Origin of the sequence: Agrococcus sp. UYP10 (genome assembly GCF_040547205.1) — a bacterium.
Classification (GTDB): domain Bacteria; phylum Actinomycetota; class Actinomycetes; order Actinomycetales; family Microbacteriaceae; genus Agrococcus; species Agrococcus jenensis.
This window is the reverse complement of the sequence record NZ_JBEPPG010000001.1, coordinates 508,804-528,264: the sequence shown is the minus strand read 5'-3', so window position 1 is coordinate 528,264 and position 19,461 is coordinate 508,804. Positions and strand designations below refer to the sequence as shown.

General features: G+C 73.7%; 17 protein-coding genes. 15 read left to right on the top strand and 2 right to left on the bottom strand.

Going from position 1 to position 19,461, the window contains the following annotated elements; genetic code table 11:
- The first annotated feature begins 49 nt into the window (after positions 1 to 49).
- The 11 genes from ABIB37_RS02560 to ABIB37_RS02510 all read left to right on the top strand — a co-directional run bounded on the left by ABIB37_RS02560 (position 50) and on the right by ABIB37_RS02510 (position 9,800).
- The gene (locus tag ABIB37_RS02560) at positions 50 to 883 is read left to right on the top strand and encodes an SURF1 family cytochrome oxidase biogenesis protein (RefSeq protein ID WP_354256346.1); all 834 of its coding nucleotides are present in this window, start codon (positions 50 to 52) and stop codon (positions 881 to 883) included.
- A 9-nt stretch (positions 884 to 892) separates the two neighbouring features.
- Entirely contained in the window at positions 893 to 1,423 is a 531-nt protein-coding gene (locus tag ABIB37_RS02555; protein ID WP_354256344.1) for a DUF3817 domain-containing protein, read from the top strand.
- Complete coding sequence (gene guaA / locus ABIB37_RS02550; protein WP_123697112.1) at positions 1,423 to 2,994, top strand: glutamine-hydrolyzing GMP synthase; 1,572 nt, start codon at positions 1,423 to 1,425, stop codon at positions 2,992 to 2,994. The genes ABIB37_RS02555 and guaA overlap by 1 nt, the downstream gene beginning before the upstream one ends.
- Positions 2,995 to 3,423: 429 nt before the next feature.
- Positions 3,424 to 3,936, top strand: coding sequence for a hypothetical protein (locus ABIB37_RS02545; protein ID WP_354256341.1), 513 nt, complete (start codon positions 3,424 to 3,426; stop codon positions 3,934 to 3,936).
- A 27-nt stretch (positions 3,937 to 3,963) separates the two neighbouring features.
- A complete protein-coding gene (locus tag ABIB37_RS02540; protein ID WP_354256338.1) occupies positions 3,964 to 4,671 on the top strand; it encodes a hypothetical protein in 708 nt (235 codons plus the stop codon).
- A 44-nt stretch (positions 4,672 to 4,715) separates the two neighbouring features.
- The gene (locus ABIB37_RS02535) at positions 4,716 to 5,165 is read left to right on the top strand and encodes a YciI family protein (RefSeq protein ID WP_354256336.1); all 450 of its coding nucleotides are present in this window, start codon (positions 4,716 to 4,718) and stop codon (positions 5,163 to 5,165) included.
- A gap of 4 nt (positions 5,166 to 5,169) precedes the next feature.
- On the top strand, positions 5,170 to 6,447 hold the full coding sequence (locus ABIB37_RS02530; protein WP_354256333.1) for an RNA polymerase sigma factor: 1,278 nt from the start codon (positions 5,170 to 5,172) through the stop codon (positions 6,445 to 6,447).
- Positions 6,448 to 6,529: 82 nt separating this feature from the next.
- Positions 6,530 to 7,810, top strand: coding sequence for a SufS family cysteine desulfurase (locus tag ABIB37_RS02525; RefSeq protein WP_502914060.1), 1,281 nt, complete (start codon positions 6,530 to 6,532; stop codon positions 7,808 to 7,810).
- Positions 7,807 to 8,262: a Fe-S cluster assembly sulfur transfer protein SufU gene (sufU, locus tag ABIB37_RS02520; protein WP_354256328.1), complete on the top strand. Its 456-nt coding sequence runs from the start codon at positions 7,807 to 7,809 to the stop codon at positions 8,260 to 8,262. The genes ABIB37_RS02525 and sufU overlap by 4 nt, the downstream gene beginning before the upstream one ends.
- Before the next feature lie 75 nt (positions 8,263 to 8,337).
- The gene (locus tag ABIB37_RS02515) at positions 8,338 to 9,327 is read left to right on the top strand and encodes a bile acid:sodium symporter family protein (RefSeq protein WP_354256325.1); all 990 of its coding nucleotides are present in this window, start codon (positions 8,338 to 8,340) and stop codon (positions 9,325 to 9,327) included.
- Positions 9,328 to 9,401: 74 nt separating this feature from the next.
- A complete protein-coding gene (locus ABIB37_RS02510; protein WP_123697118.1) occupies positions 9,402 to 9,800 on the top strand; it encodes a VOC family protein in 399 nt (132 codons plus the stop codon).
- Positions 9,801 to 9,861: 61 nt separating this feature from the next.
- On the opposite strand, the gene ABIB37_RS02505 is transcribed toward ABIB37_RS02510, so the two are convergent.
- Positions 9,862 to 10,830: a Bax inhibitor-1/YccA family protein gene (locus ABIB37_RS02505; RefSeq protein ID WP_354256323.1), complete on the bottom strand. Its 969-nt coding sequence runs from the start codon at positions 10,828 to 10,830 to the stop codon at positions 9,862 to 9,864.
- A gap of 132 nt (positions 10,831 to 10,962) precedes the next feature.
- Here ABIB37_RS02505 and ABIB37_RS02500 point away from each other — a divergent pair, with 132 nt between their 5' ends.
- The 3 genes from ABIB37_RS02500 to ABIB37_RS02490 all read left to right on the top strand — a co-directional run bounded on the left by ABIB37_RS02500 (position 10,963) and on the right by ABIB37_RS02490 (position 16,968).
- On the top strand, positions 10,963 to 11,934 hold the full coding sequence (locus ABIB37_RS02500; protein WP_354256320.1) for a glycerophosphodiester phosphodiesterase family protein: 972 nt from the start codon (positions 10,963 to 10,965) through the stop codon (positions 11,932 to 11,934).
- A gap of 108 nt (positions 11,935 to 12,042) precedes the next feature.
- Entirely contained in the window at positions 12,043 to 14,496 is a 2,454-nt protein-coding gene (locus tag ABIB37_RS02495) for a lamin tail domain-containing protein (RefSeq protein ID WP_354256318.1), read from the top strand.
- A gap of 93 nt (positions 14,497 to 14,589) precedes the next feature.
- Positions 14,590 to 16,968 (top strand): ATP-dependent helicase, encoded by a 2,379-nt coding sequence (locus ABIB37_RS02490; protein WP_354256316.1) that lies wholly within the window; start codon positions 14,590 to 14,592, stop codon positions 16,966 to 16,968.
- Between the two features lie 60 nt (positions 16,969 to 17,028).
- Here the strand turns inward: ABIB37_RS02490 and ABIB37_RS02485 are convergent, their stop codons facing one another.
- Positions 17,029 to 17,199: a hypothetical protein gene (locus ABIB37_RS02485; protein WP_354256314.1), complete on the bottom strand. Its 171-nt coding sequence runs from the start codon at positions 17,197 to 17,199 to the stop codon at positions 17,029 to 17,031.
- A gap of 211 nt (positions 17,200 to 17,410) precedes the next feature.
- Between ABIB37_RS02485 and ABIB37_RS02480 the strand changes: the two genes are divergently transcribed.
- Positions 17,411 to 19,426, top strand: coding sequence for an FAD/NAD(P)-binding protein (locus tag ABIB37_RS02480; RefSeq protein ID WP_354256312.1), 2,016 nt, complete (start codon positions 17,411 to 17,413; stop codon positions 19,424 to 19,426).
- The last annotated feature ends 35 nt before the right edge of the window (positions 19,427 to 19,461 follow it).

Below are 19,461 nucleotides of genomic sequence, written 5' to 3'. Positions count from 1 at the left end.
GCAGCCGGGTCGCCGCCGCGCCGGTCGACGCCGGTAGACTCGGGGGTGCATGAGCACCCCCTTCCCCACCTTCCGGCAGGTCGCGACGCGGCCCCGCTGGATCGGCGTGCTCGTCGCGTGCCTCGCGGTCGCCGCCGTCTTCGCGCTGCTCGGCCAGTGGCAGATCGCGCGCGCGGTCGAGCAGGGCCAGGCGGATGAGCGCGACACCGAGACCGCCGTGCCGCTCACGAGCGTGGCCGTGCCGGGCTCGACGCTGACGAGCGAGGCCGGCGGCCGCATGGTCTCGTTCACGGGCGAGTGGGTGCCGGAGGACTTCGACACGCTCGCCGGCCGCTCGCAGGACGGCCTGATCGGCACCTGGGTGGTCGGGCGCGTCCTCGTGCCGCAGGACGGTGCCGACCCCGTCTCGCTGCCCGTCGCGCTCGCGTGGTTCGCCGACCCGGCCGCGGCGCAGGCGCTCGTCGAGCAGCGCGGCGCCGGCGGCGCTGGGGAACTCGTCGGCAGGCTCATGCCGTCCGAGGCGCCGACGCAGGGCGACATCCAGACCGACGAGGTCGAGGCGATGAGCGTCGCCGCGCTCATCAACGAGTGGGAGGCGTACGACGGCCGCGTCTACGGGTCGTACGCGATCCTCGACGCCGCCGCGGCCGACGCATCCGGCGCGCTCGTCGACGGCGGCGAGCCGATCGTGTCGGTCCGCCCGGTCACCGACACGCAGCTCAACGCCCTCAACATCTTCTACGCGATCGAGTGGGTCGCGTTCATGCTCTTCGCCTTCTACCTCTGGTACCGACTCGTCAAGGACGCGCTCGAGCGCGAGGTCGAGGCCATCGAGGATGCAGCGGAAGCCGCCGCAGCGGGCGGCGACACGGCCCGCGGATAGGCTGGAGACGTGCCGAGACCGATCGAACAGCTGCCCCAGATCCGCACGGCGATTACGTTCTACCGCGTGATGTCGTGGGTGACGGGCATCTTCCTGCTGCTGCTCGTGGCGGAGATGGTGCTGAAGTACTCGCCGACGCACGTCGAGGTCTTCGCCTTCGGGGCGAGCGGCCCGCTTGCCCTCGAGGCGGTCGTGCCGGGCGCCGGATGCCAGTGGTACTCGCTGTTCGTGCCCGGCGGCATGGGCTGCGAGATCACCTCGCTCGGCGAGGGCGTCAACATCTCGCTCGGCATCCTGATCGTGCACGGCTGGATCTACGTCGTCTACCTGTTCGCGTCGTTCCGGCTCTGGAGCCTGCTCCGCTGGCCCTTCAAGCGCCTGTTCGCGATGGCGCTCGGCGGCGTCGTGCCGTTCCTCTCCTTCTTCGTCGAGCGCCCGATGCACCGCATCGCGCTCGCCGACCTCGCCCGCCTGGAGGCCGAGAAGGCCGCCAGGTCGGCGGCCGCCCCCGCTCCCGCATCCACCGCCCCGGAGGCATGATGTCCGACACCGCCCAGCGCCCCGTCCTCGTCGTCGACTTCGGCGCGCAGTACGCGCAGCTCATCGCGCGCCGCGTGCGCGAGGCCGACGTCTACAGCGAGATCGTGCCGTCGACGATCACCGCCGACGAGATCCGCGCGAAGGATCCCGCCGCGATCGTGCTCTCCGGCGGACCCTCGAGCGTCTACGCCGAGGGCGCGCCCCGGCTCGACGAGGGCATCCTCGAGCTCGGGGTGCCGACGTTCGGCATCTGCTACGGCTTCCAGGTGATGGCCGCGCAGCTCGGCGGCACGGTCGCGAAGACCGGCAACCGTGAGTACGGCTCGACCGCGATGCAGGTCGACGGCGGCGGCGCGCTGCTGAACGGCCAGCCCGACGCGCAGACGGTGTGGATGAGCCACGGCGACGCGGTCGCGGAGGCGCCGGCAGGCTTTACGGTGCTCGCATCGACCGCCGACACCCCGGTCGCCGCGTTCGAGGACCGCGAGCGCAGGCTCGCCGGCGTGCAGTGGCACCCGGAGGTGCGGCACTCCGAGCACGGCCAGCGCGTGCTCGAGTCGTTCCTGCACGACATCGCGGGGCTCCCGGGCGACTGGCGCACCGGCAACGTCATCGAGGAGCAGGTCGCGCGCATCCGCGAGCAGGTCGGCACCGACCGCGCGATCTGCGGCCTGTCCGGCGGCGTCGACTCCGCCGTCGCCGCCGCGCTCGTGCACGAGGCGATCGGCGACCAGCTCATCTGCGTCTTCGTCGACCACGGGCTGCTGCGCCAGGACGAGCGACGGCAGGTCGAGGAGGACTACGTCGCCTCGACCGGCGTGCGGCTGGTCACGGTCGACGCGCGCGAGCGATTCATGCAGGCGCTCGCCGGCGTGACCGACCCCGAGGAGAAGCGCAAGATCATCGGGCGCGAGTTCATCCGCGCGTTCGAGCAGGCGGAGCGCGACCTCGCCGCCGAGGCAGCAGCCGACGGCGAGCCGATCCGCTGGCTCGTGCAGGGCACGCTCTACCCCGACGTCGTCGAGTCGGGCGGCGGCTCCGGCACCGCGAACATCAAGAGCCACCACAACGTCGGCGGGCTGCCCGACGACCTGCAGTTCAAGCTCGTCGAGCCGCTGCGGGCGCTCTTCAAGGACGAGGTGCGCGCCATCGGCCGCGAGCTGGGCCTGCCGGAGGTCATCGTCTCGCGCCAGCCGTTCCCCGGACCGGGCCTCGGCATCCGCATCATCGGCGAGGTCACCGAGGAGCGGCTCGACACCCTGCGCCGCGCGGATGCGATCGCGCGCGCGGAGCTGACGGCCGCAGGCCTCGACGGCGAGATCTGGCAGTGCCCGGTCGTGCTCCTCGCCGACGTGCGCTCGGTCGGCGTCCAGGGCGACGGCCGCACCTACGGCCACCCGATCGTGCTGCGCCCCGTCTCGAGCGAGGACGCCATGACCGCCGACTGGACGCGCCTGCCGTACGACGTGCTCGCGCGCATCTCGAACCGCATCACGAACGAGGTGCCGGAGGTCAACCGCGTCGTGCTCGACGTGACGTCGAAGCCGCCGGGGACGATCGAGTGGGAGTAGGGGTTCGTAGGGTCGCGTGGGTCGCGCGGTCTGCTCCTCAGCTCAGACAATGACGAAGGCCGGATGCCCCACGGGGTGTCCGGCCTTCTTCGGGTCCTGGTGATGTGGGGCATCCGGCCTTCGTCATAACTCGACACCCCGCAGACCGCGCGACCCCCGCTGCGGGTGGGAGGGCAGGCGGAGGGCAGGGAGATTCGCAGGCGTTCGGGGGAGGATCGTGCCGTGCAGGGTGGTGGCGGAGAGGTTCGCGAGGCGAGGGTGCTCGCGTGGTGGGCGCTGGGGGGAGCGGCGCTCCTCGCCGTCCCGCTGGCGCCCAGCGCGGTGGTGTGGCTGCGAGACGGGCTGCGCTTCGGGTGCTCGTACGCGCCGGCGAGCGAAGGCCCCGGGTCCTGGTCCTGCGGCGACGGGATCGTGCTGCTGTCTGCCGGCGTGCCGATGCTCCTGCTGTGCGCTGCGGCGCTCGCGGTCTCGCTCCTGTGCGTGCTGGCGGCCGGGCGTGCGCCGCGAGCGCTGCTGCCCGTCGCGGCGCTGATGGCCGGGGTGCCGACGATCGCGACCTGCCTGCTCCTGCTCGGACCCGCTCGTGCGACCGATGCCGCCCTCGCGCAGTCCGGCGGGTTGCCGCCAGAGCGTTCCGCGCTCGACCTGTGGATGAGCTCCGCTGGCCTGGCCAGCGGCTGGGTGGGCCTCGCGGCGATCTGCGTCGCCGTCGGGACCTGGCTGCTCGTCCGCGGCCGAGCTCCCGCGGTCGCGCGGAGCCTCTCGCGTGCCGGCACCGTCGCGCTCCTGCTCTCGTGCGCCTCCACGCTCGGCGGCACGCTCGCGCCGGCGGTCGTCGGCACCGCGATCGCGTGCGCGGCGACAGGCGTGGCGGCGGCCTACGGCCGCGAGCTCGCGGCGGGCACGCGCGCCGACCTGCACCCGCGGGCGCCTGCAGCATGAGGGGCGCAGGGGAGTAGCGTCGAGCCCGTGGTGACGAACCGACCAGGGCGCGAGCGCTCCGCCCGCGCGGCGGCGCTCTGGCTGCTCGTCATCGGGTTCGTCGCGAGCGCGATGGTGAGCCTCGCCCGCGCGAGCTTCCTGCAGGCGCGGCTGCGGTTCGGCTGCCGGCTCTCGGGCGTCGACTGGGTCTGCGACGACCAGGCCGCGCTGCTGTGGCCGGCGATCGGCGGCACCCTGCTCGGCGCGCTCGCGCTCGGCGGCGTCGCGCTGCTCATCCGTGCCACCTGGGATCGCGCGCGGCTGCGCGCCGAGTGGCTCGGCTCCATCGCGCTCATCGGCGTGCTGCCGACGGTGGTGCTGAGCCTGCTGCTGCTCGTCGACGCGATCGCCCACGACGCATCCGGCGTCGCCCTCGACGCGAGCCGCGTCGCGATGTGGGCGGAGCGGGCGATGCTCTCGGCGCTCGCGAGCCTCGTCGCCGGGCTGCTGGCCGCGAGCGGCCTGCGGATGCGCGCGCGCGGCAGGCCACGCCGCGTCGCCTTCGTGGCGCTCATCACGGCGCTCCTGCTGCTGCTGCTCTCGGCGGCGATGTCGTCGCTCGGCACCCTGCCCTCCGGCATCGTCGCGGCGAGCGCGATCGGCGCCGGCTGGTACATCGCGGCAGGCGCCTGGCCGGCGAGCGCGAAGCGATCTGCAGCGGATGTCGATCCGGACCGTTCCCGTTCGACGCCTTGAGTGAGAGGGTCGATCGACGACCCACACACGCAAGGAGTCACACCGTGCAGTACATGCTGATCATGCGCTCGAACGACGAGGCCGTCGAGGCGTACAAGCAGATCCCCTTCGAGCAGGTCATCGAGGCGATGGGGAAGTACAACGAGTCGATGGTCGAGGCCGGCGTGCTGCTCGCCGGCGAGGGCCTGTCCGATGCATCGGAGGGCTTCGTCGTCGACTTCTCGGCCGACCCGCCGCTCGTCACCGACGGCCCGTACGGCGAGACGAAGGAGCTGTTTAACGGCTTCTGGATCCTCGACGTCGCCTCCAAGGAGGAGGCCGCGGAGTGGGCGCAGCGCTGCCCGCTCGGCCCCGGCTCGAAGCTCGAGGTGCGCCGCGTGCAGGGCGTCGACGACTTCCCTGCCGACAACGAGTGGATCCAGAAGGAGGAGGGCTGGCGCGAGCAGGAGGCCGCGAAGCGCGCAGCGACCGCTCCCGGCGGCGCCGCCGGCTGATCCGGTGACGGCGGACGAGGCGGCTCGCCGGGCGGAGGACTCCGCCCGGCGCGCCGTCGTCGCCGTGTGGCGCATCGAGTCGGCCCGCATCGTCGCGACCCTCACGCGCCACACCGGCGACTTCGCGCTCGCCGAGGACCTCGCGCAGGAGGCGCTCGCCGACGCGCTCGCGCAATGGCCGGAGCGCGGCGTGCCCCGCAACGGCGCCGCCTGGCTCACCGCGGTCGCGAAGCGCAAGGCGATCGACCACTGGCGTCGCCGGGAGCGGCTCGACGACCGGGTGGCCGCGATCGCCCACGACCTCGAGCGGGAGCAGGACGAGGCGGCGGATGCGCTGCCGTGGGACCCGGACGAGATCGACGACGACGTGCTGCGGCTCGTCTTCATCGCCTGCCACCCGCTGCTCGCGCCGCAGGCTCGCATCGCGCTCACGCTCCGCGTGGTCGCGGGCCTCGAGACCGCCGAGATCGCGCGCGCCTTCCTCGTGCCCGTCGCGACGGTGCAGCAGCGCATCGTGCGCGCGAAGCAGGCGCTCGCCGATGCGCACGTGCCATTCGAGGCGCCACCGCGCGGCGAGCGGGCGCAGCGCCTCGCCGCGGTGCTCGGCGTGCTCTACGTCATCTTCACCGAGGGGCACGCGGCGACGGCCGGCGACGACTGGATGCGTCCCGACCTCGCGCGCGAGGCGATCCGGCTCGCCCGCACGCTCGCCGCCCTGCAGCCCGACGAGCCCGAGGTGCACGGGCTCGTCGGGCTGCTCGAGCTCACCGCCGCCCGCTTCCCGGCGCGCGTCGACGCGCAGGGTGAGCCGGTGCTGCTCGCCGACCAGGACCGCCGGCGGTGGGACCGCGGCGCGATCCGGCGAGGCCGCGCGGCGCTCGCCCGCGCGGAGGGCTTCGGCCGCGGCCTCGGCCCCTACGCGCTGCAGGCCGCCATCGCCGAGTGCCACGCGGTCGCCGCCGACGTCGCCTCGACCGACTGGTCACGGATCGTCGCGCTCTACGGCGGGCTCGAGCAGGTCGCGCCGTCGCCCATCGTGACGCTCAACAAGGCCGTCGCCGTCTCGATGGCCGACGGCCCGGCGGCGGCGCTCGCGATCGTCGACCGGCTCGCGGGGGAGAAGGCGCTCGCGATCGGCCACCTGCTGCCGTCGGTGCGCGGGGAGCTGCTCTCGCGGCTCGGCCGCGACGAGGAGGCACGCGCCGCCTTCTCCCAGGCGGCCGAGCGCACGCAGAACGAGCGGGAGCGCGCCATCCTCCTCGCCCGGGCCGCGACGCGCTGACCGCGTTGGTCGTCCGTGACCGCCCGTTGCGGCCGGGAGGCAGCGGTGGGGCGGGGGCGACTACCGTGGAAGGGTGACGAGCATCGCGACGACAGGGCTGACCGACGACCGCGTGCTGGCGCTGCGCGCCGACTTCCCGATCCTCGCCGAGCAGCCGGCGGGCGTGCCGCTCGTCTACCTCGACTCCGGCGCCACGAGCCAGCAGCCGCGCCAGGTGCTCGATGCCGAGTGGGCCTTCCGCACGCAGCGCAACGCCGCCGTGCACCGCGGCGCGCACACGCTCGCCGCGCTCGCGACCGATGACTACGAGGTCGCCCGTGACCGCATCGCGCGCTTCGTCGGCGCGCGGCCCACCGAGATCTCCTGGGCGATGAACGCGACGGATGCCCTCAACACCGTCGCGCTGTCGCTCGCCGAGGCCAACCGAGCGGGTGCGGTCGACCCCGCCCTCCGCATCCGGGCGGGCGACGAGATCCTCGTCACCGAGGCGGAGCACCACGCCAACCTGCTGCCGTGGCAGCGCCTCGCCGACGAGACCGGCGCGACGCTGCGCTGGATCGAGGTGGACGACGACGGCGTCTGGACGGCGGAGGCGGCGCTCGCCGCGATCACCGAGCGCACGCGCGTCGTCGCGGTCGCCCACGTCTCGAACGTGACCGGGCTCATCGCGCCGGTCGACGAGATCGTGGCCGCGGCGCACGCGGTCGGCGCGCTCGTCGTGCTCGACGCCTGCCAGTCGGTGCCCCACCGGCCGGTCGACATGCGCGCGCTCGGCGTCGACGCGGCCGCGTTCAGCGCCCACAAGATGCTCGGCCCCGGCGGCATCGGCGTGCTCTACCTCGCCGAGGCGCTCGGTGCCGCGCTGCCGCCCGCGCGCCTGGGCGGCTCGATGATCACGACCGTGACGATGACCGAGCGCGAGTTCCTGCCCGCGCCGCAGCGCTTCGAGGCCGGCACGCAGCCCGTGTCGGCGATCGTCGGCCTCGCGGCGGCGGTCGACTACCTCGAGCGCGTGGGCATGGCGGCGATCGAGGCGCACGAGCTCGCGCTCGGGGAGCGGCTCGCATCGGGCGCCGCCTCGATCGAGGGCGTGCGGCTCGTCGGTCCGCAGCCGGGCGCCGAGCGCGCGGGGCTCGCGAGCGTCATCGTCGACGGCGTGCACGCGCACGACGTCGGCCAAGTGCTCGACGCCCAGGGGATCGCGGCGCGCGTCGGCCACCACTGCGCGCAGCCGCTGCACCGCCGACTCGGCGTCGCCGCCACGACCCGCGCCTCCGCCTACCTCTACACGACCGAGGCGGAGGTCGACCTGTTCCTCGACGCGCTCTCGGGCGTGCGCGCCTACTTCGGGGCCGGGCGATGACGAGCCAGGCACCGCGCGACCCGCTCGCCGGCCTCTACCAGGAGCTCATCCTCGAGCACGCGAAGCGGCGCGAGGGGGAGGGCGCGATCGAGCCGTTCGACGCCGAGCGCTTCCTGCGCAACCCCACGTGCGGCGACGAGATCCGGCTGCGCGTGCGGCTCGACGGCGACGCGGTCGCCGCGCTCGGCTGGGAGGGGCAGGGCTGCTCGATCTCGCAGGCATCGGCCTCGGTGCTCGCCGAGCAGGCGCCCGGCCTGACCGTGGCCGAGGCGCGGCAGCGGATCGAGGCGATGCGCGAGCTGCTGCGCTCGCGCGGCGGCGTCGAGCCCGACGAGGCGCTGCTCGGCGACGCGGTGGCGTTCGCGGGCGTGGCGAGGTTCCCGATGCGGGTGAAGTGCGCGATGCTCGCGTGGGTCGCGCTCGAGGAGGCGCTCGACCAGGCCGCGAGCTGAGCTCGGCACGCATGTCCGAGGCGTCGGCGGCATGCCTCCTGTGATGGGATGAGAGGTCCCCACAGGAGGTCTGACATGTCCAGCAGCACATCCGTCGGCGAGCGCATCGGCCGCGTCGCCGGCACCTGGTTCCCGCTCGTCGTCCTCGCGGCGGCCGCGATCGCCATCGTCGTCCCGCAGGCGTTCCTGCCGATCGGTCCGTGGATCAACACGCTGCTCGGCGTCATCATGCTCGGCATGGGCCTGACCCTGCAGCCGGTCGACTTCGCCGTCATCGCCAAGAAGCCGAAGGCGTTCGCGGTCGGCGTCGTGGCGCAGTACGTCATCATGCCGCTCGCGGCCATCGGCCTCGCACTCGCGTTCCAGCTGCCGCCCGAGCTGCTCGTCGGCGTCGTGCTCGTCGGCTCCGCGCCGGGCGGCACCGCGTCGAACGTCATGGTCTACCTCGCGAAGGGCGACACGGCGCTCTCGGTCGCGATGACCACCGCCTCGACGCTCCTCGCGCCCGTGCTCACGCCGCTGCTCGTGCTGTGGCTCGCCGGCTCCTACCTGCCGGTCGACGCCTGGGCCCTGTTCCAGTCGATCATCTTCATCGTGCTGATCCCCGTGGTCGTCGGCGTGCTCCTGCGGATGCTGCTGCCGAAGGTCGTGCGGGCGATCCTGCCGTGGCTGCCGCTCGTCTCGGTGCTCGGCATCACGCTCGTCGTGCTCGCCGTCGTCGCCGGCTCCGCATCGACGATCCTCTCGGTCGGCCTGCTCGTCGCGCTGGTCGTCATCCTGCACAACGGCGTCGGCTACGGGCTCGGCTTCCTCGCGGCGAAGGCGGTCGGGCTCGACGAGAGCGCCCGTCGCGCGGTCGCGATCGAGGTCGGCATGCAGAACTCCGGCCTCGCGGCAGGCCTCGCGCGCACCCACTTCACGCCCGAGTCGGCGCTGCCCGCGGCGATCTTCTCCGTCTGGCACAACGTGTCCGGCTCGCTGCTGGCCTCCTACTGGTCGCGCCGCCCGCCGAAGGCCGTCGGCACCGCCGAGCCCGCGCTCGACGATCAGCCCGTCGCCAGCTGACGAGGGTCGAGCGCCCCGTCGCCCCACGGGGCGGCGGGGCGTAGCCTTGCGCGCAACCGACAGGAGGAGCTGCGATGGCGCTGCGCTGGTATTCGAACGTGATCGAGTCGACCGACCCCGGGCGGCTCGCCCGCTGGTGGGGTGACGCGCTCGACTGGCAGATCATCTACGAGGCCGACGACGAGGTCGTCCTCATCCCGAAGTGGGCGCAGGAGCTGGCGCCCAAGCTCTCGTTCGAGCAGGTGCCGCCCGGGCTCACGTTCGTGCTCGTCGACCACGAGAAGGCGACGAAGAACCGCATCCACATGGACCTCGCGCCGCACACGGGCGACGACCGCGACGCCGAGATCGCCCGGCTCGAGGCGCTCGGCGCCAGGCGCATCGACGTCGGGCAGGGCCCGGACGTCTCGTGGACCGTGCTCGCCGACATCGACGGCAACGAGTTCTGCGTGCTGTCGAGCCGCGACCAGTAGGGCGGGAACGACGAAGGCCCCGGCGTCCGCCGGGGCCTTCGTCGTGCGTCAGCGGGGTGCGCTAATTGTTGCCGCGCAGGATCGCGATGATCCGCAGGATCTCGACGTAGAGCCAGATGATGGTCATCGTGAGGCCGAAGGCGGCCGACCAGCCGTACTTCTTGTGCACGCCGCGCTTGACGCCCATCTCGATGCCCTCGAAGTCCATGACGAGCGAGTAGGCGCCGAGCAGGACGGCGAGGCCGCCGAGCAGCACGCCGAGCGGGATGCCGAAGACCTCGATCGAGCGAGCGCCCCACGGGTCCTGGTTCACACCGGTGAGCATGAGCACGAGGTTGATCAGCGAGAAGGCGCCGTAGCCGATGATCGCGATGAAGAAGATCTTGTTCATGCGCGGCGACGTGCGGACGATGCGGAACGCGTAGAGCGCGAGCGTCGCGCCGATCACGCACGCGGTGGCGAGCAGCGCCTGGAAGATGATGCCGTCGTATCCAGTGCCGAACTCGAGGATGCCCGAGAAGCCACCGAGGAAGAGGCCCTGCGCCGCCGCGTAGGCGAGGATGAGCGCCGGGCTCGGCTCCTTCTTGAAGATGTTGACGAGCGCGAGCACGAAGCCGACGAGCGCACCGCCGTAGGTGAGCACGAAGAAGGCCGGCGAGGTGCCCGACACGAACAGCATGCCGAGCGTGACGATGAAGCCGAGCGCGGTCACGCCGAGCGTGACGGCCGTCTTCATGATCACGCCGTCGTAGGTGAGGCGCTCGGTCTCGAGCGGTCCGGCAGCGGGGCGACCGAACTGCTGGTCGAGCTGCTCGGGCGTGGGGATGGCCGGCTGGCCGTACGGCTGCTGGCCGTAGGGTGCCTGGCCATACGGCGCCTGCCCGTACTGGGGCTGGCCGAACTGCTGCGGCTGCTGGCCGTGCGGCTGCTGGCCGTAGGGTGCCTGCTGGCCGCCGGGGACAGCCTGCGAGGCGCGCTGCGCGTTCTCGGTGAACGCGGGCGAGTTGCGGAACGCCGGGTTGCCTGCCAAGGGAGATGCTCCTGTCGGGAAGAACGGGTGGCCGCCCCGGTGGGCGGACGCGATCAGCGTATCCGGCGACCCCCAGCATTTGCTGTGTCACGGGGACGATTCGCCCAGGGCGCATCTCGCTAGATTGGCGCGGTGCCACCCACTCGCGTCATCGGCCACCGCGGCGCCTCGGGATGGGCGCCCGAGCACACCAGGACGGCCGTGCGCCTCGCCGCCGAGCTCGGCGCCGATGCCGTCGAGCCCGACCTCGTCGCGACCCGCGACGGCGTGCTCGTCGTGCGGCACGACAACGAGCTCGGTGGGACGACCGACATCGCCGATCGGCCGGACCTCGCCGACCGGCGTCGCACGCAGACGATCGACGGCGTCGAGCTCGATGGCTGGTTCGTCGAGGACCTCACGTGGGCCGAGGTGGCGACGCTCCGCGCTCGCGAGCGGCTGCCCGCGCTGCGACCGCTCAGCGCGCGTCGCGACGGTCGGGACGCCGTCCTCCGGTTCACCGACCTCCTCGCGATCGCCGACGAGACGGGGCTCGACGTCGTCGCCGAGCTCAAGCACGCGACGCATCACGCATCGATCGGGCTCCCGCTCGACGCGCTGCTGGCGGATGCGGTCGCCGGCGCGCACTGGTCGTCGAGCGGGCGGCTGACGATCGAGAGCTTCGAGGAGTCGGTGCTGCACGCGGTGCGCGAGCGCGGCGTCGAGGCCCGGATCGTCTACCTGATGGAGCAGGACGGCACGGCGGCCGACCTGGTCGGCGACGACCGGGCGCCGTCCTACGCGCAGCAGCGCACCGACACCGGGCTCGCCGCGCTCGGCCGTCGCGTCGACGCGATCAGCGTCGACAAGGCCTTGCTGTTCGACCGCAGCACGGGGCGGCTCGCGCCGAGCGACCTCGTCGAGCGCGCGAGGGCGGCGGGGCTCGGCACGCTCGCCTGGACGCTGCGGCCCGAGAACCGCTTCCTCGAGCCGGAGCACCGGCTCGGCGCGCACGACGCGGCGTGGGGCGACTGGACGACCGAGTGGGCGACGGTGGCGGCGCTCGGGCTCGAGGCGGTGTTCGTCGACCATCCCGACCTCTGGCGGCGGCTCCCGACCAGGTGACGACCGCGGCCGAGTCGCCATCGCTCGTTCACCTCGCGTTCCCCTGGCGGCACCTGCCGGATGCTTGCGAGGCGTTGGCTGGGAACCCCGACCGACTAAGGATCCCTCATGCGCCGACGCCGTTCCGCGATGCTCGCCGCCGCCCTCCCGGCGGCGCTCGCGGCCACCCTCCTCACCGCCCCGGCCGCGCACGCGGCGGACGCCGACATCGTCATCAACGAGGTGCAGTCGAACAGCGCGACGGGTGCGCCCGACTTCATCGAGCTGCTCAACGTCGGCACGACGCTGGTCGACATCTCCGGGTGGCTGCTCAAGGACAGCGACGACACCCGCACGCTGCGCGTGCCCACCGGCACCACGCTCGGCCCTGGCGGCTTCGCGGTGCTCGAGACGGATGTCGCGGGCGGCTTCGGCCTCGGCGCCGACGACGCGGCGCGCATCTACGCTCCTGACGGCGTCACGCTCGTCGACGCGGTCTCGTGGACGGACCACGCATTCACCGAGGGCCGGCTGCCCGACGGCACCGGCGAGGTCGTCGACACCCAGCCGACGCCGGGTGCGCCCAACGTCGCCCGCGAGCCGGTCGTCGTGGAGCCCGTCGAGTCGCCCGTCGTGGTGAACGAGGTGCAGAGCGACGACGCGGCGGGTGGTCCGGACTGGGTGGAGCTGCTGAACACCGGCGCTGCGCCCGTCGACGTGAGCGGCTGGATCCTCCGCGACGACGACGACCTGAGCGCGCTGCCCATCGCGTCCGGCACGGTGCTGGCACCGGGCGCCTTCCTGGTCGTCGAGACGCGGGACGCGGTCACCGGCGCCGGCTTCGGCCTCGGGAAGGCTGACGAGATCCGCATCTTCACCGCGGACGGCACCGGCCTGGTCGACGGCTACGCGTGGACCGAGCACGCCACGACCGAGGGGCGCCTGCCCGACGGCAGCGGCGTCTTCGTCGACACCGCACCGACGCGCGGCGCCGCGAACGCCGTCCGCGCCGTCGCCTCGCCGGTCGTGCTCAACGAGGTCGAGTCGAACGGCGACGGCCGCGGCGACTGGATCGAGCTCGCGAACACCGACACGGTGCGCACCGTCGACGTCTCCGGCTGGACGGTCGTCGACGGCGACCCGACGCACGAGCCGATCGTGCTCCCCGAGGGCACGACGATCGAGTCGGGCGGGTACCTCGGCATCATCACCGACGGGGATGCCTACGACTCGAGCTTCGGCCTCGGTGGCGAGGAGGCCGTCACGGTCCGCGACGCGAGCGGTGCCGTCGTCGACGCCTACGCCTGGACGGCGCACGCGACGACGACCTACGGCCGCTGCCCCGACATGACGGGCGCCTTCTCGCTGACCGCTGCGGGCAGCTTCGAGCTCGTCAACGCCTGCGAGACCGCCGAGGAGCCCGAGGTCGAGACGGAGCCGTGGCCCTTCGCGGACGAGGTCGTGCCCGCCGTCGCGCCCGGGAGGTGGGGCGACGACATGTCGGGCCTCGACTACGCGGCCGACGGCACGCTGTTCGCCGTGAACAACGACAACGCCGAGATCTTCGAGCTCGAGCAGACCGATGCGACGCAGTTCGCGATCGCGCAGTCGTGGGTGCCGAGCTATCCCGACGGCACGGGCACGCCCGACGCCGAGGGGCTCACCGTCGCCGGCGACGGCGCGATCTTCCTCTCCACCGAGCGCGACAACGCCGCCAAGGGCGTCAGCCGACCGTCGGTGCTCCGCGTCGAGCTCGGCGCCGACGGCGCCACCACGACGACCCACGAGTGGAACCTGACGACCGCAGGCGCGCTGCCCGAGCTGGGCGCGAACGTCGGCATCGAGGCGATCGAGTGGATCTCGGACGCCGATGCGACGCGACTGGGCGTGCTCGACCGGTCGACGGGCAGTGCGCTCCCGTACGACCCGGCGGCCTTCGGCGACCACTTCGACGGCGTCTTCGCCATCTCGGTCGAGCAGACCGGCCTGCTGTACGTCGTGGTGCTCCAGCCGTCGGGCGAGGTCACGGTGCTGCAGACCGCGTCGCCCGGCCCGGCGGTCGAGGTGACGATGGCGCTCGACTGGCGCGCGGGCGGCAACGCGCTGTGGGCGCTCTGCGACGACCTGTGCAACAGCGCGAGCTCCGAGCTCGCGTTCGTCGACGGCCAGCTCACCGCCCAGCGCGACGTCGCCGCCCCGAGCACGATGCCCGCGGGCTACACGAACGAGGGGCTCGCGATCGACTGGTGCGAGCTCGACCCGACCGCCGTGCCGACGGTCGCGTGGATCTCGGACTCGGCGCACGAGGGCGTCTCGCTGCGCGTCGCCGCGGGCGGCGCCTGCGCGGTCGACGAGACGCCCGGGCCGGGCGACGGCGGCGGCGAGGTGCCCGGTGGCCCCGGTGACGGCTCGGGCGGCGGCGATCCGGTGACGCCGGGCGCCGGCAGCGGCAGCACGGACCCGGGCGCGAGCGGCGGCAGCCTGCCTCGCACCGGCGCCGAGGCCCCGATGGGTGCCCTGCTGGCGGCGGCGCTCCTGCTGCTCGCCGGCCTCGGCCTGCTCGTCGCGCGGCGCAGGGCCTGACGCGGCGACGACGGCCCGGATGCGCGCCATCCGGGCCGTCGTCGCGTCCGCGACCGGCGGGCCGCGTCACCGGGGGCTCGTAGAATCGATCTGATGAGCGACTTGTGGGGGCTGAACGACGAGGGCTTCGGTGACGTGCAGCGGCCGTCGCCGATCGGACCGCGCGGCGACACCATCCCCGAGGAGCTGCTCGAGGGGCTGAACCCGCCGCAGCGCGAGGCGGTCGTGCACCGCGGACCGGCGCTGCTCATCGTGGCCGGCGCCGGCTCGGGCAAGACGCGCGTCCTCACGCACCGCATCGCCGGCCTGCTCGCGACGCGCGAGGCGTGGCCGAGCCAGATCCTCGCGATCACCTTCACGAACAAGGCTGCCGCCGAGATGCGCGAGCGCGTCGACCGCCTCGTCGGCGAGGAGTCGCGCGGCATGTGGATCCGCACGTTCCACTCCGCGTGCGTGCGCATCCTGCGCCGCGAGGCCGAGGAGTTCGGCTTCAAGCAGTCGTTCACGATCTACGACTCGGGCGACGTCCGTGCGCTCATCAAGCGCCTCATCAAGGAGCGCGGCGCCGACATCCAGGGCCTCACGCCCGGCGGCGTCTCCTCGCGGATCTCCATGGCGAAGAACGAGCTGCACGACGTCGACTCCTGGGCGCGCACGGCCAACCTCGACAACCCGCTCGACGCCGCGTTCCTCGAGCTGTGGCGCGACTACGACCGCGAGCTGCGGCGGGCGAACGCGTTCGACTTCGACGACCTCATCTCGCAGACCGTGTTCCTGTTCCGCGCCTTCCCGCACGTGGCGGCGCAGTACCGCAAGCGCTTCCGGCACATCCTCGTCGACGAGTACCAGGATACGAACGCGGCGCAGTACGCGCTCATCCGCGAGCTGACGCAGCCCGTGTCGCGCACCGATCTGCCCGACCTGCGCGCCGACCTGCCGGGCGCCTCGCTCACCGTCGTCGGCGACTCCGACCAGTCGATCTACGCCTTCCGGGGCGCCGACATCCGCAACATCACCGACTTCGAGCGCGACTTCGCCGGCGCGCGCACGATCCTGCTCGAGCAGAACTACCGCTCGACGCAGAACATCCTCTCGGCCGCGAACGCCGTGATCGGCAACAACTTCGACCGCCGCGCGAAGCGGCTCTGGACCGACTCGGGCGACGGCGAGAAGATCGTCGGCTACACCGGCTACTCGGGCTACGACGAGGCGCAGTTCGTCGCCGACGAGATCGTCGAGCTCACCTCCGGTGGCATGTCGTACAGCGACATCGCCGTGTTCTACCGCACGAACGCGCAGACGCGAGCGCTCGAAGAGGTGCTGATCCGCACCGCCATCCCCTACAAGGTGATCGGCGGCACGAAGTTCTACGACCGCGCCGAGATCAAGGACGCGATGGCGTACCTCATCACGGTGGCGAACCCGGCCGATCCGCTCAGCCTGCGCCGCATCATGAACGTGCCGAAGCGCGGCATCGGGCCGGCGACCGAGGCTGCCCTCCAGGCGTTCGCCGACGAGCACGAGATCACGCTGCGGGATGCGATGCGGCGCGTCGACGAGATCGCCCTCGGCCCGAAGGTGGCCGCAGCCATCAAGGACCTCGCCGCGCTGCTCGACCACTGGTCGTCGCAGCCGGAGGCCGACCCCGGGGAGCTGCTGCGCGACCTGCTGAGCCGGTCGGGCTACACCGACCAGCTGCGGCGGTCGCTCGACCCGCAGGACGCGGCGCGGCTCGAGAACGTCGAGGAGCTCGTCGCGGTGACGCGGGAGTTCCGGCGCCAGAACCCGGGCGGCAACCTCATCGACTTCCTCACCGAGACGGCTCTCGTCGCCGCGGCCGACGAGCTCGACGACTCGGGCGGCCAGGTGTCGCTCATGACGCTGCACACCGCGAAGGGCCTCGAGTTCGAGGCGGTGTTCATCACCGGCGTCGAGGAGGACCTGCTGCCGCACCGCATCTCGGCGCAGGAGCCCGGCGGTCCGGCGGAGGAGCGGCGGCTGTTCTACGTCGGCATCACGCGGGCCAGGCAGCGGCTGCACATCTCGCTCGCGATGACGCGCGCGCAGTTCGGCGAGGTGTCGCCGGCGGTGCCGAGCCGGTTCCTCGAGGAGATCCCCGCGGAGCTCGTCGACTGGCGCACGCCGCCGTCGACCGTGCGGCCGTCGCCGCAGCGCGCCCTCGCCGGCCGCTGGCGGGACGAGCCGCGCGAGTCGTTCGTGACCGGCTTCCGCGAGCCCAAGGCGCTGCCCAAGGCCCCGCCGAAGCAGTTCGCGAACACCATCACCGAGGTGCGCGACAACTCGGGGCTCGAGCTCGCCCCGGGGGACCGGATCCGCCACAAGGACTTCGGCGAGGGTCGCGTGCAGGCCGTCACCGGCGCGGGCGCGAAGCGGATCGCGGAGGTGCTCTTCGGCTCGGCGGGCCGGAAGCGGCTGCTCATCAAGATCGCGCCGATCGAGAAGCTGGGCTGACCGAGCCCCGGGGCTGACCGGGCCGCGGCCGCACGTCCGCGGGACCCGCGGCCGCGGCGATCAGAGCGCCTGCGTCACCAGCAGCACCATCGCGACGAGCGTCAGCGCGGCCGCGCCGACGATGAGCGGGCGGAACCGGCGCGCCATCGTGCGCGGCGGCCGGTCGTCGTCGTAGCGCTCGAACCACGGGTCGAGCTCCGGCGGGACCTGCTCCTCGTCATGCCTCTGCATGCGCCCAGCCTCCCATCCGCGGTCGCCCGCGTCGAGCGCCGGTGCTCCGCGAGCGAGCGACACACAACGTCACGCGATGTGAGCCAGAGGCGCTCCTTCTGCGACCCTGGGTGCACACCGGCCCGCGCGCGACACCGAAGGAGGGTGCGATGCCCACCACCCGACGGCTCCCCGCCGCTGCCGCACGCGGGCACGACGGATCGAGGGGCAGGTGCGCGACCACGCGCACCCCGGCACGCGCCGCCACGCCGGCGAGCGGCGCGCTGCGCTGATGCGGCCGCATCGCTGGGACGCGGTCATCGTCGGCGGCGGGCCCCGCGCGGTCGCGCTCGTCGAGCGCGTCACCGCCCACCTGCGCTGCTCGGGCGGTCGCGCTGTCTCGATCGCCATCGTCGACCGGGTCGAGGTCGGTGCGGGCGCGACCTGGCGCACCGACCAGACGGAGCACTTCCTCAACAACACGACGTCGTCGCAGACGACCATCCATCCCGACGCGTCGACCGGGCTCGACGACGTGCCGGAGGACGGCGAGACGCTCGTCGCGTGGGCGCGGCGCGTCGCCGCGGAGGGCGAGCGCGACGAGCGCCCGGCCTGGGTGGTGCAGGAGGCGCGGCGCACGGACCCCGGCTCCTTCCCGTCTCGTCGACTGCAGGGCGCGTACTACGGCGAGCAGCTCGACCGCATCGAGGCGCGGGGCGGCGTCCTGCTCGGGCGCGTCGTCGGCACGGTCGTCGACGTCGTCGAGTCCCGGGACTCGGCCACCGTCGTGCTCGCCGACGGCGCGCGGCTCGTCACCGCCTCCGTGGTGCTCGCGCAGGGCATGGTGCAGTCGCTGCCCGACGCCGAGGTGCGCGCGCTCTCCGCGGACGCCGACCGGCTCGGGCTCGTCTACGTCGCACCGGGGATGCCCTCGGAGCGCGACTGGTCGGCGCTGCCGGCGGGGGAGGACGTCATCGTCCGCGGCCTCGGCGCGAACTTCTTCGACGTGGTCGCCGAGCTCACCGCGGGCCGTGGCGGCCGCTTCACGCCGGTCCCCGGCGACCCGCACGGGCGGCTGCGCTACCTGCCGAGCGGCCTCGAGCCGCGGCTCCACGCCGGGTCGCGTCGCGGGATCCCGTATCGCAGCAAGGGCGACCTGAGCGCGGCGCAGCTGCCGCCGCGCCCGCGCTTCGCGACCTCCGCGTGGTTCGCCGAGGTCGGCGGGCGACCTCCCGGCTCCGTGGACTTCGCCGCGGAGGTCTGGCCGGTGCTCGCCCGCGACCTCGCGCTCGCGGGCGCCGCGGCGGCCGAGGCGCGGCACGCCGGCGCCGTCCCGGGCGGCATCGCGGCGCTCGAGGCCGAGCTCGGCGCGCTGCCGCTGCCGGCACGCGGTGCCGGCGCCGCGCGCGCCGCGACGCGCGCGATCGACGGCGTGCTCGCCGCGCGCATGGCGCCCGAGCACCTGCTGCAGCTCGAGCACCTGCGCCGCCCCACGCTCGGCGAGCCGGTCGGTGCGGAGGCGTGGGCGGGCATGGTCGCCCACCTCGTCGAGGACGAGCTCGACAGCATCGCGAACCCGGGGACGAGCCCCCGGCAGGCCGTCAACCGCGCGATGGCGGTGCTGCGCGGACCGGCGGCGGAGCTCGCGGCCACCGGGGTCGTCGAGTGGGGCTCGCGCGTGCGCGACGTGCACGGCTGGTTCGACGCCGACGGGCTGTTCCTGGCGAGCGGTCCGCCCGCGGGGCGCACCCGGCAGGTGCTCGCGCTCATCGAGGCCGGGGTCGTGCGGCTCATCGGGCCCGAGACGACCGTCGCGGTGGAGGACGGCGCGTTCGTCGCGCGCTCGCCGATCACCGGCGCGGTCGTCCGCGCCCGCGCGCTCGCCGAGACGCGGATGTCGAAGGGCGCGGTGCCGGAGACCGCCGACCCGCTGCTCCGGGCGCTGCTCGACTCCGGTCGGGCGCGCGTGCACGAGCTCGAGGCGCGCGACGGCACGCGCGTGCAGAGCGCGAGCCTCGACGCCGTACCGCCGTCCGCCGGGATGCGGCTCGGACTCGCGCTCGTCGACGGCGCGGGGGAGCCGTCGGCCCGCGTGCTCGTGCTCGGCATCCCGGCGCTCAGCACGCAGCCCGGCAGCGCGATCGGTGCGTCGCCGGGGGTGCCGTCGCCGCTGCTGCGCGGCGCCGACCTCGCGGCGCGGCGGGTGCTCGCGCTCGCCGCGGTCCACGAGCCGGCGCTGCACGCCTGAGGCTACGGCGCCGCAGCGTCGGCCCGTCAGCGCAG

What these genes read in the sequence shown, in the direction of transcription:
- ABIB37_RS02560 (WP_354256346.1), top strand. Translation starts at nt 50, where the DNA reads ATGAGCACCCCCTTCCCCACCTTCCGGCAGGTCGCGACGCGGCCCCGC.
- guaA (WP_123697112.1), top strand. Translation starts at nt 1,423, where the DNA reads ATGTCCGACACCGCCCAGCGCCCCGTCCTCGTCGTCGACTTCGGCGCG.
- sufU (WP_354256328.1), top strand. Translation starts at nt 7,807, where the DNA reads ATGACGAGCCAGGCACCGCGCGACCCGCTCGCCGGCCTCTACCAGGAG.
- ABIB37_RS02515 (WP_354256325.1), top strand. Translation starts at nt 8,338, where the DNA reads ATGTCCAGCAGCACATCCGTCGGCGAGCGCATCGGCCGCGTCGCCGGC.
- ABIB37_RS02510 (WP_123697118.1), top strand. Translation starts at nt 9,402, where the DNA reads ATGGCGCTGCGCTGGTATTCGAACGTGATCGAGTCGACCGACCCCGGG.
- ABIB37_RS02495 (WP_354256318.1), top strand. Translation starts at nt 12,043, where the DNA reads ATGCGCCGACGCCGTTCCGCGATGCTCGCCGCCGCCCTCCCGGCGGCG.
- ABIB37_RS02490 (WP_354256316.1), top strand. Translation starts at nt 14,590, where the DNA reads ATGAGCGACTTGTGGGGGCTGAACGACGAGGGCTTCGGTGACGTGCAG.
- ABIB37_RS02485 (WP_354256314.1), bottom strand. Translation starts at nt 17,199, where the DNA reads ATGCAGAGGCATGACGAGGAGCAGGTCCCGCCGGAGCTCGACCCGTGG.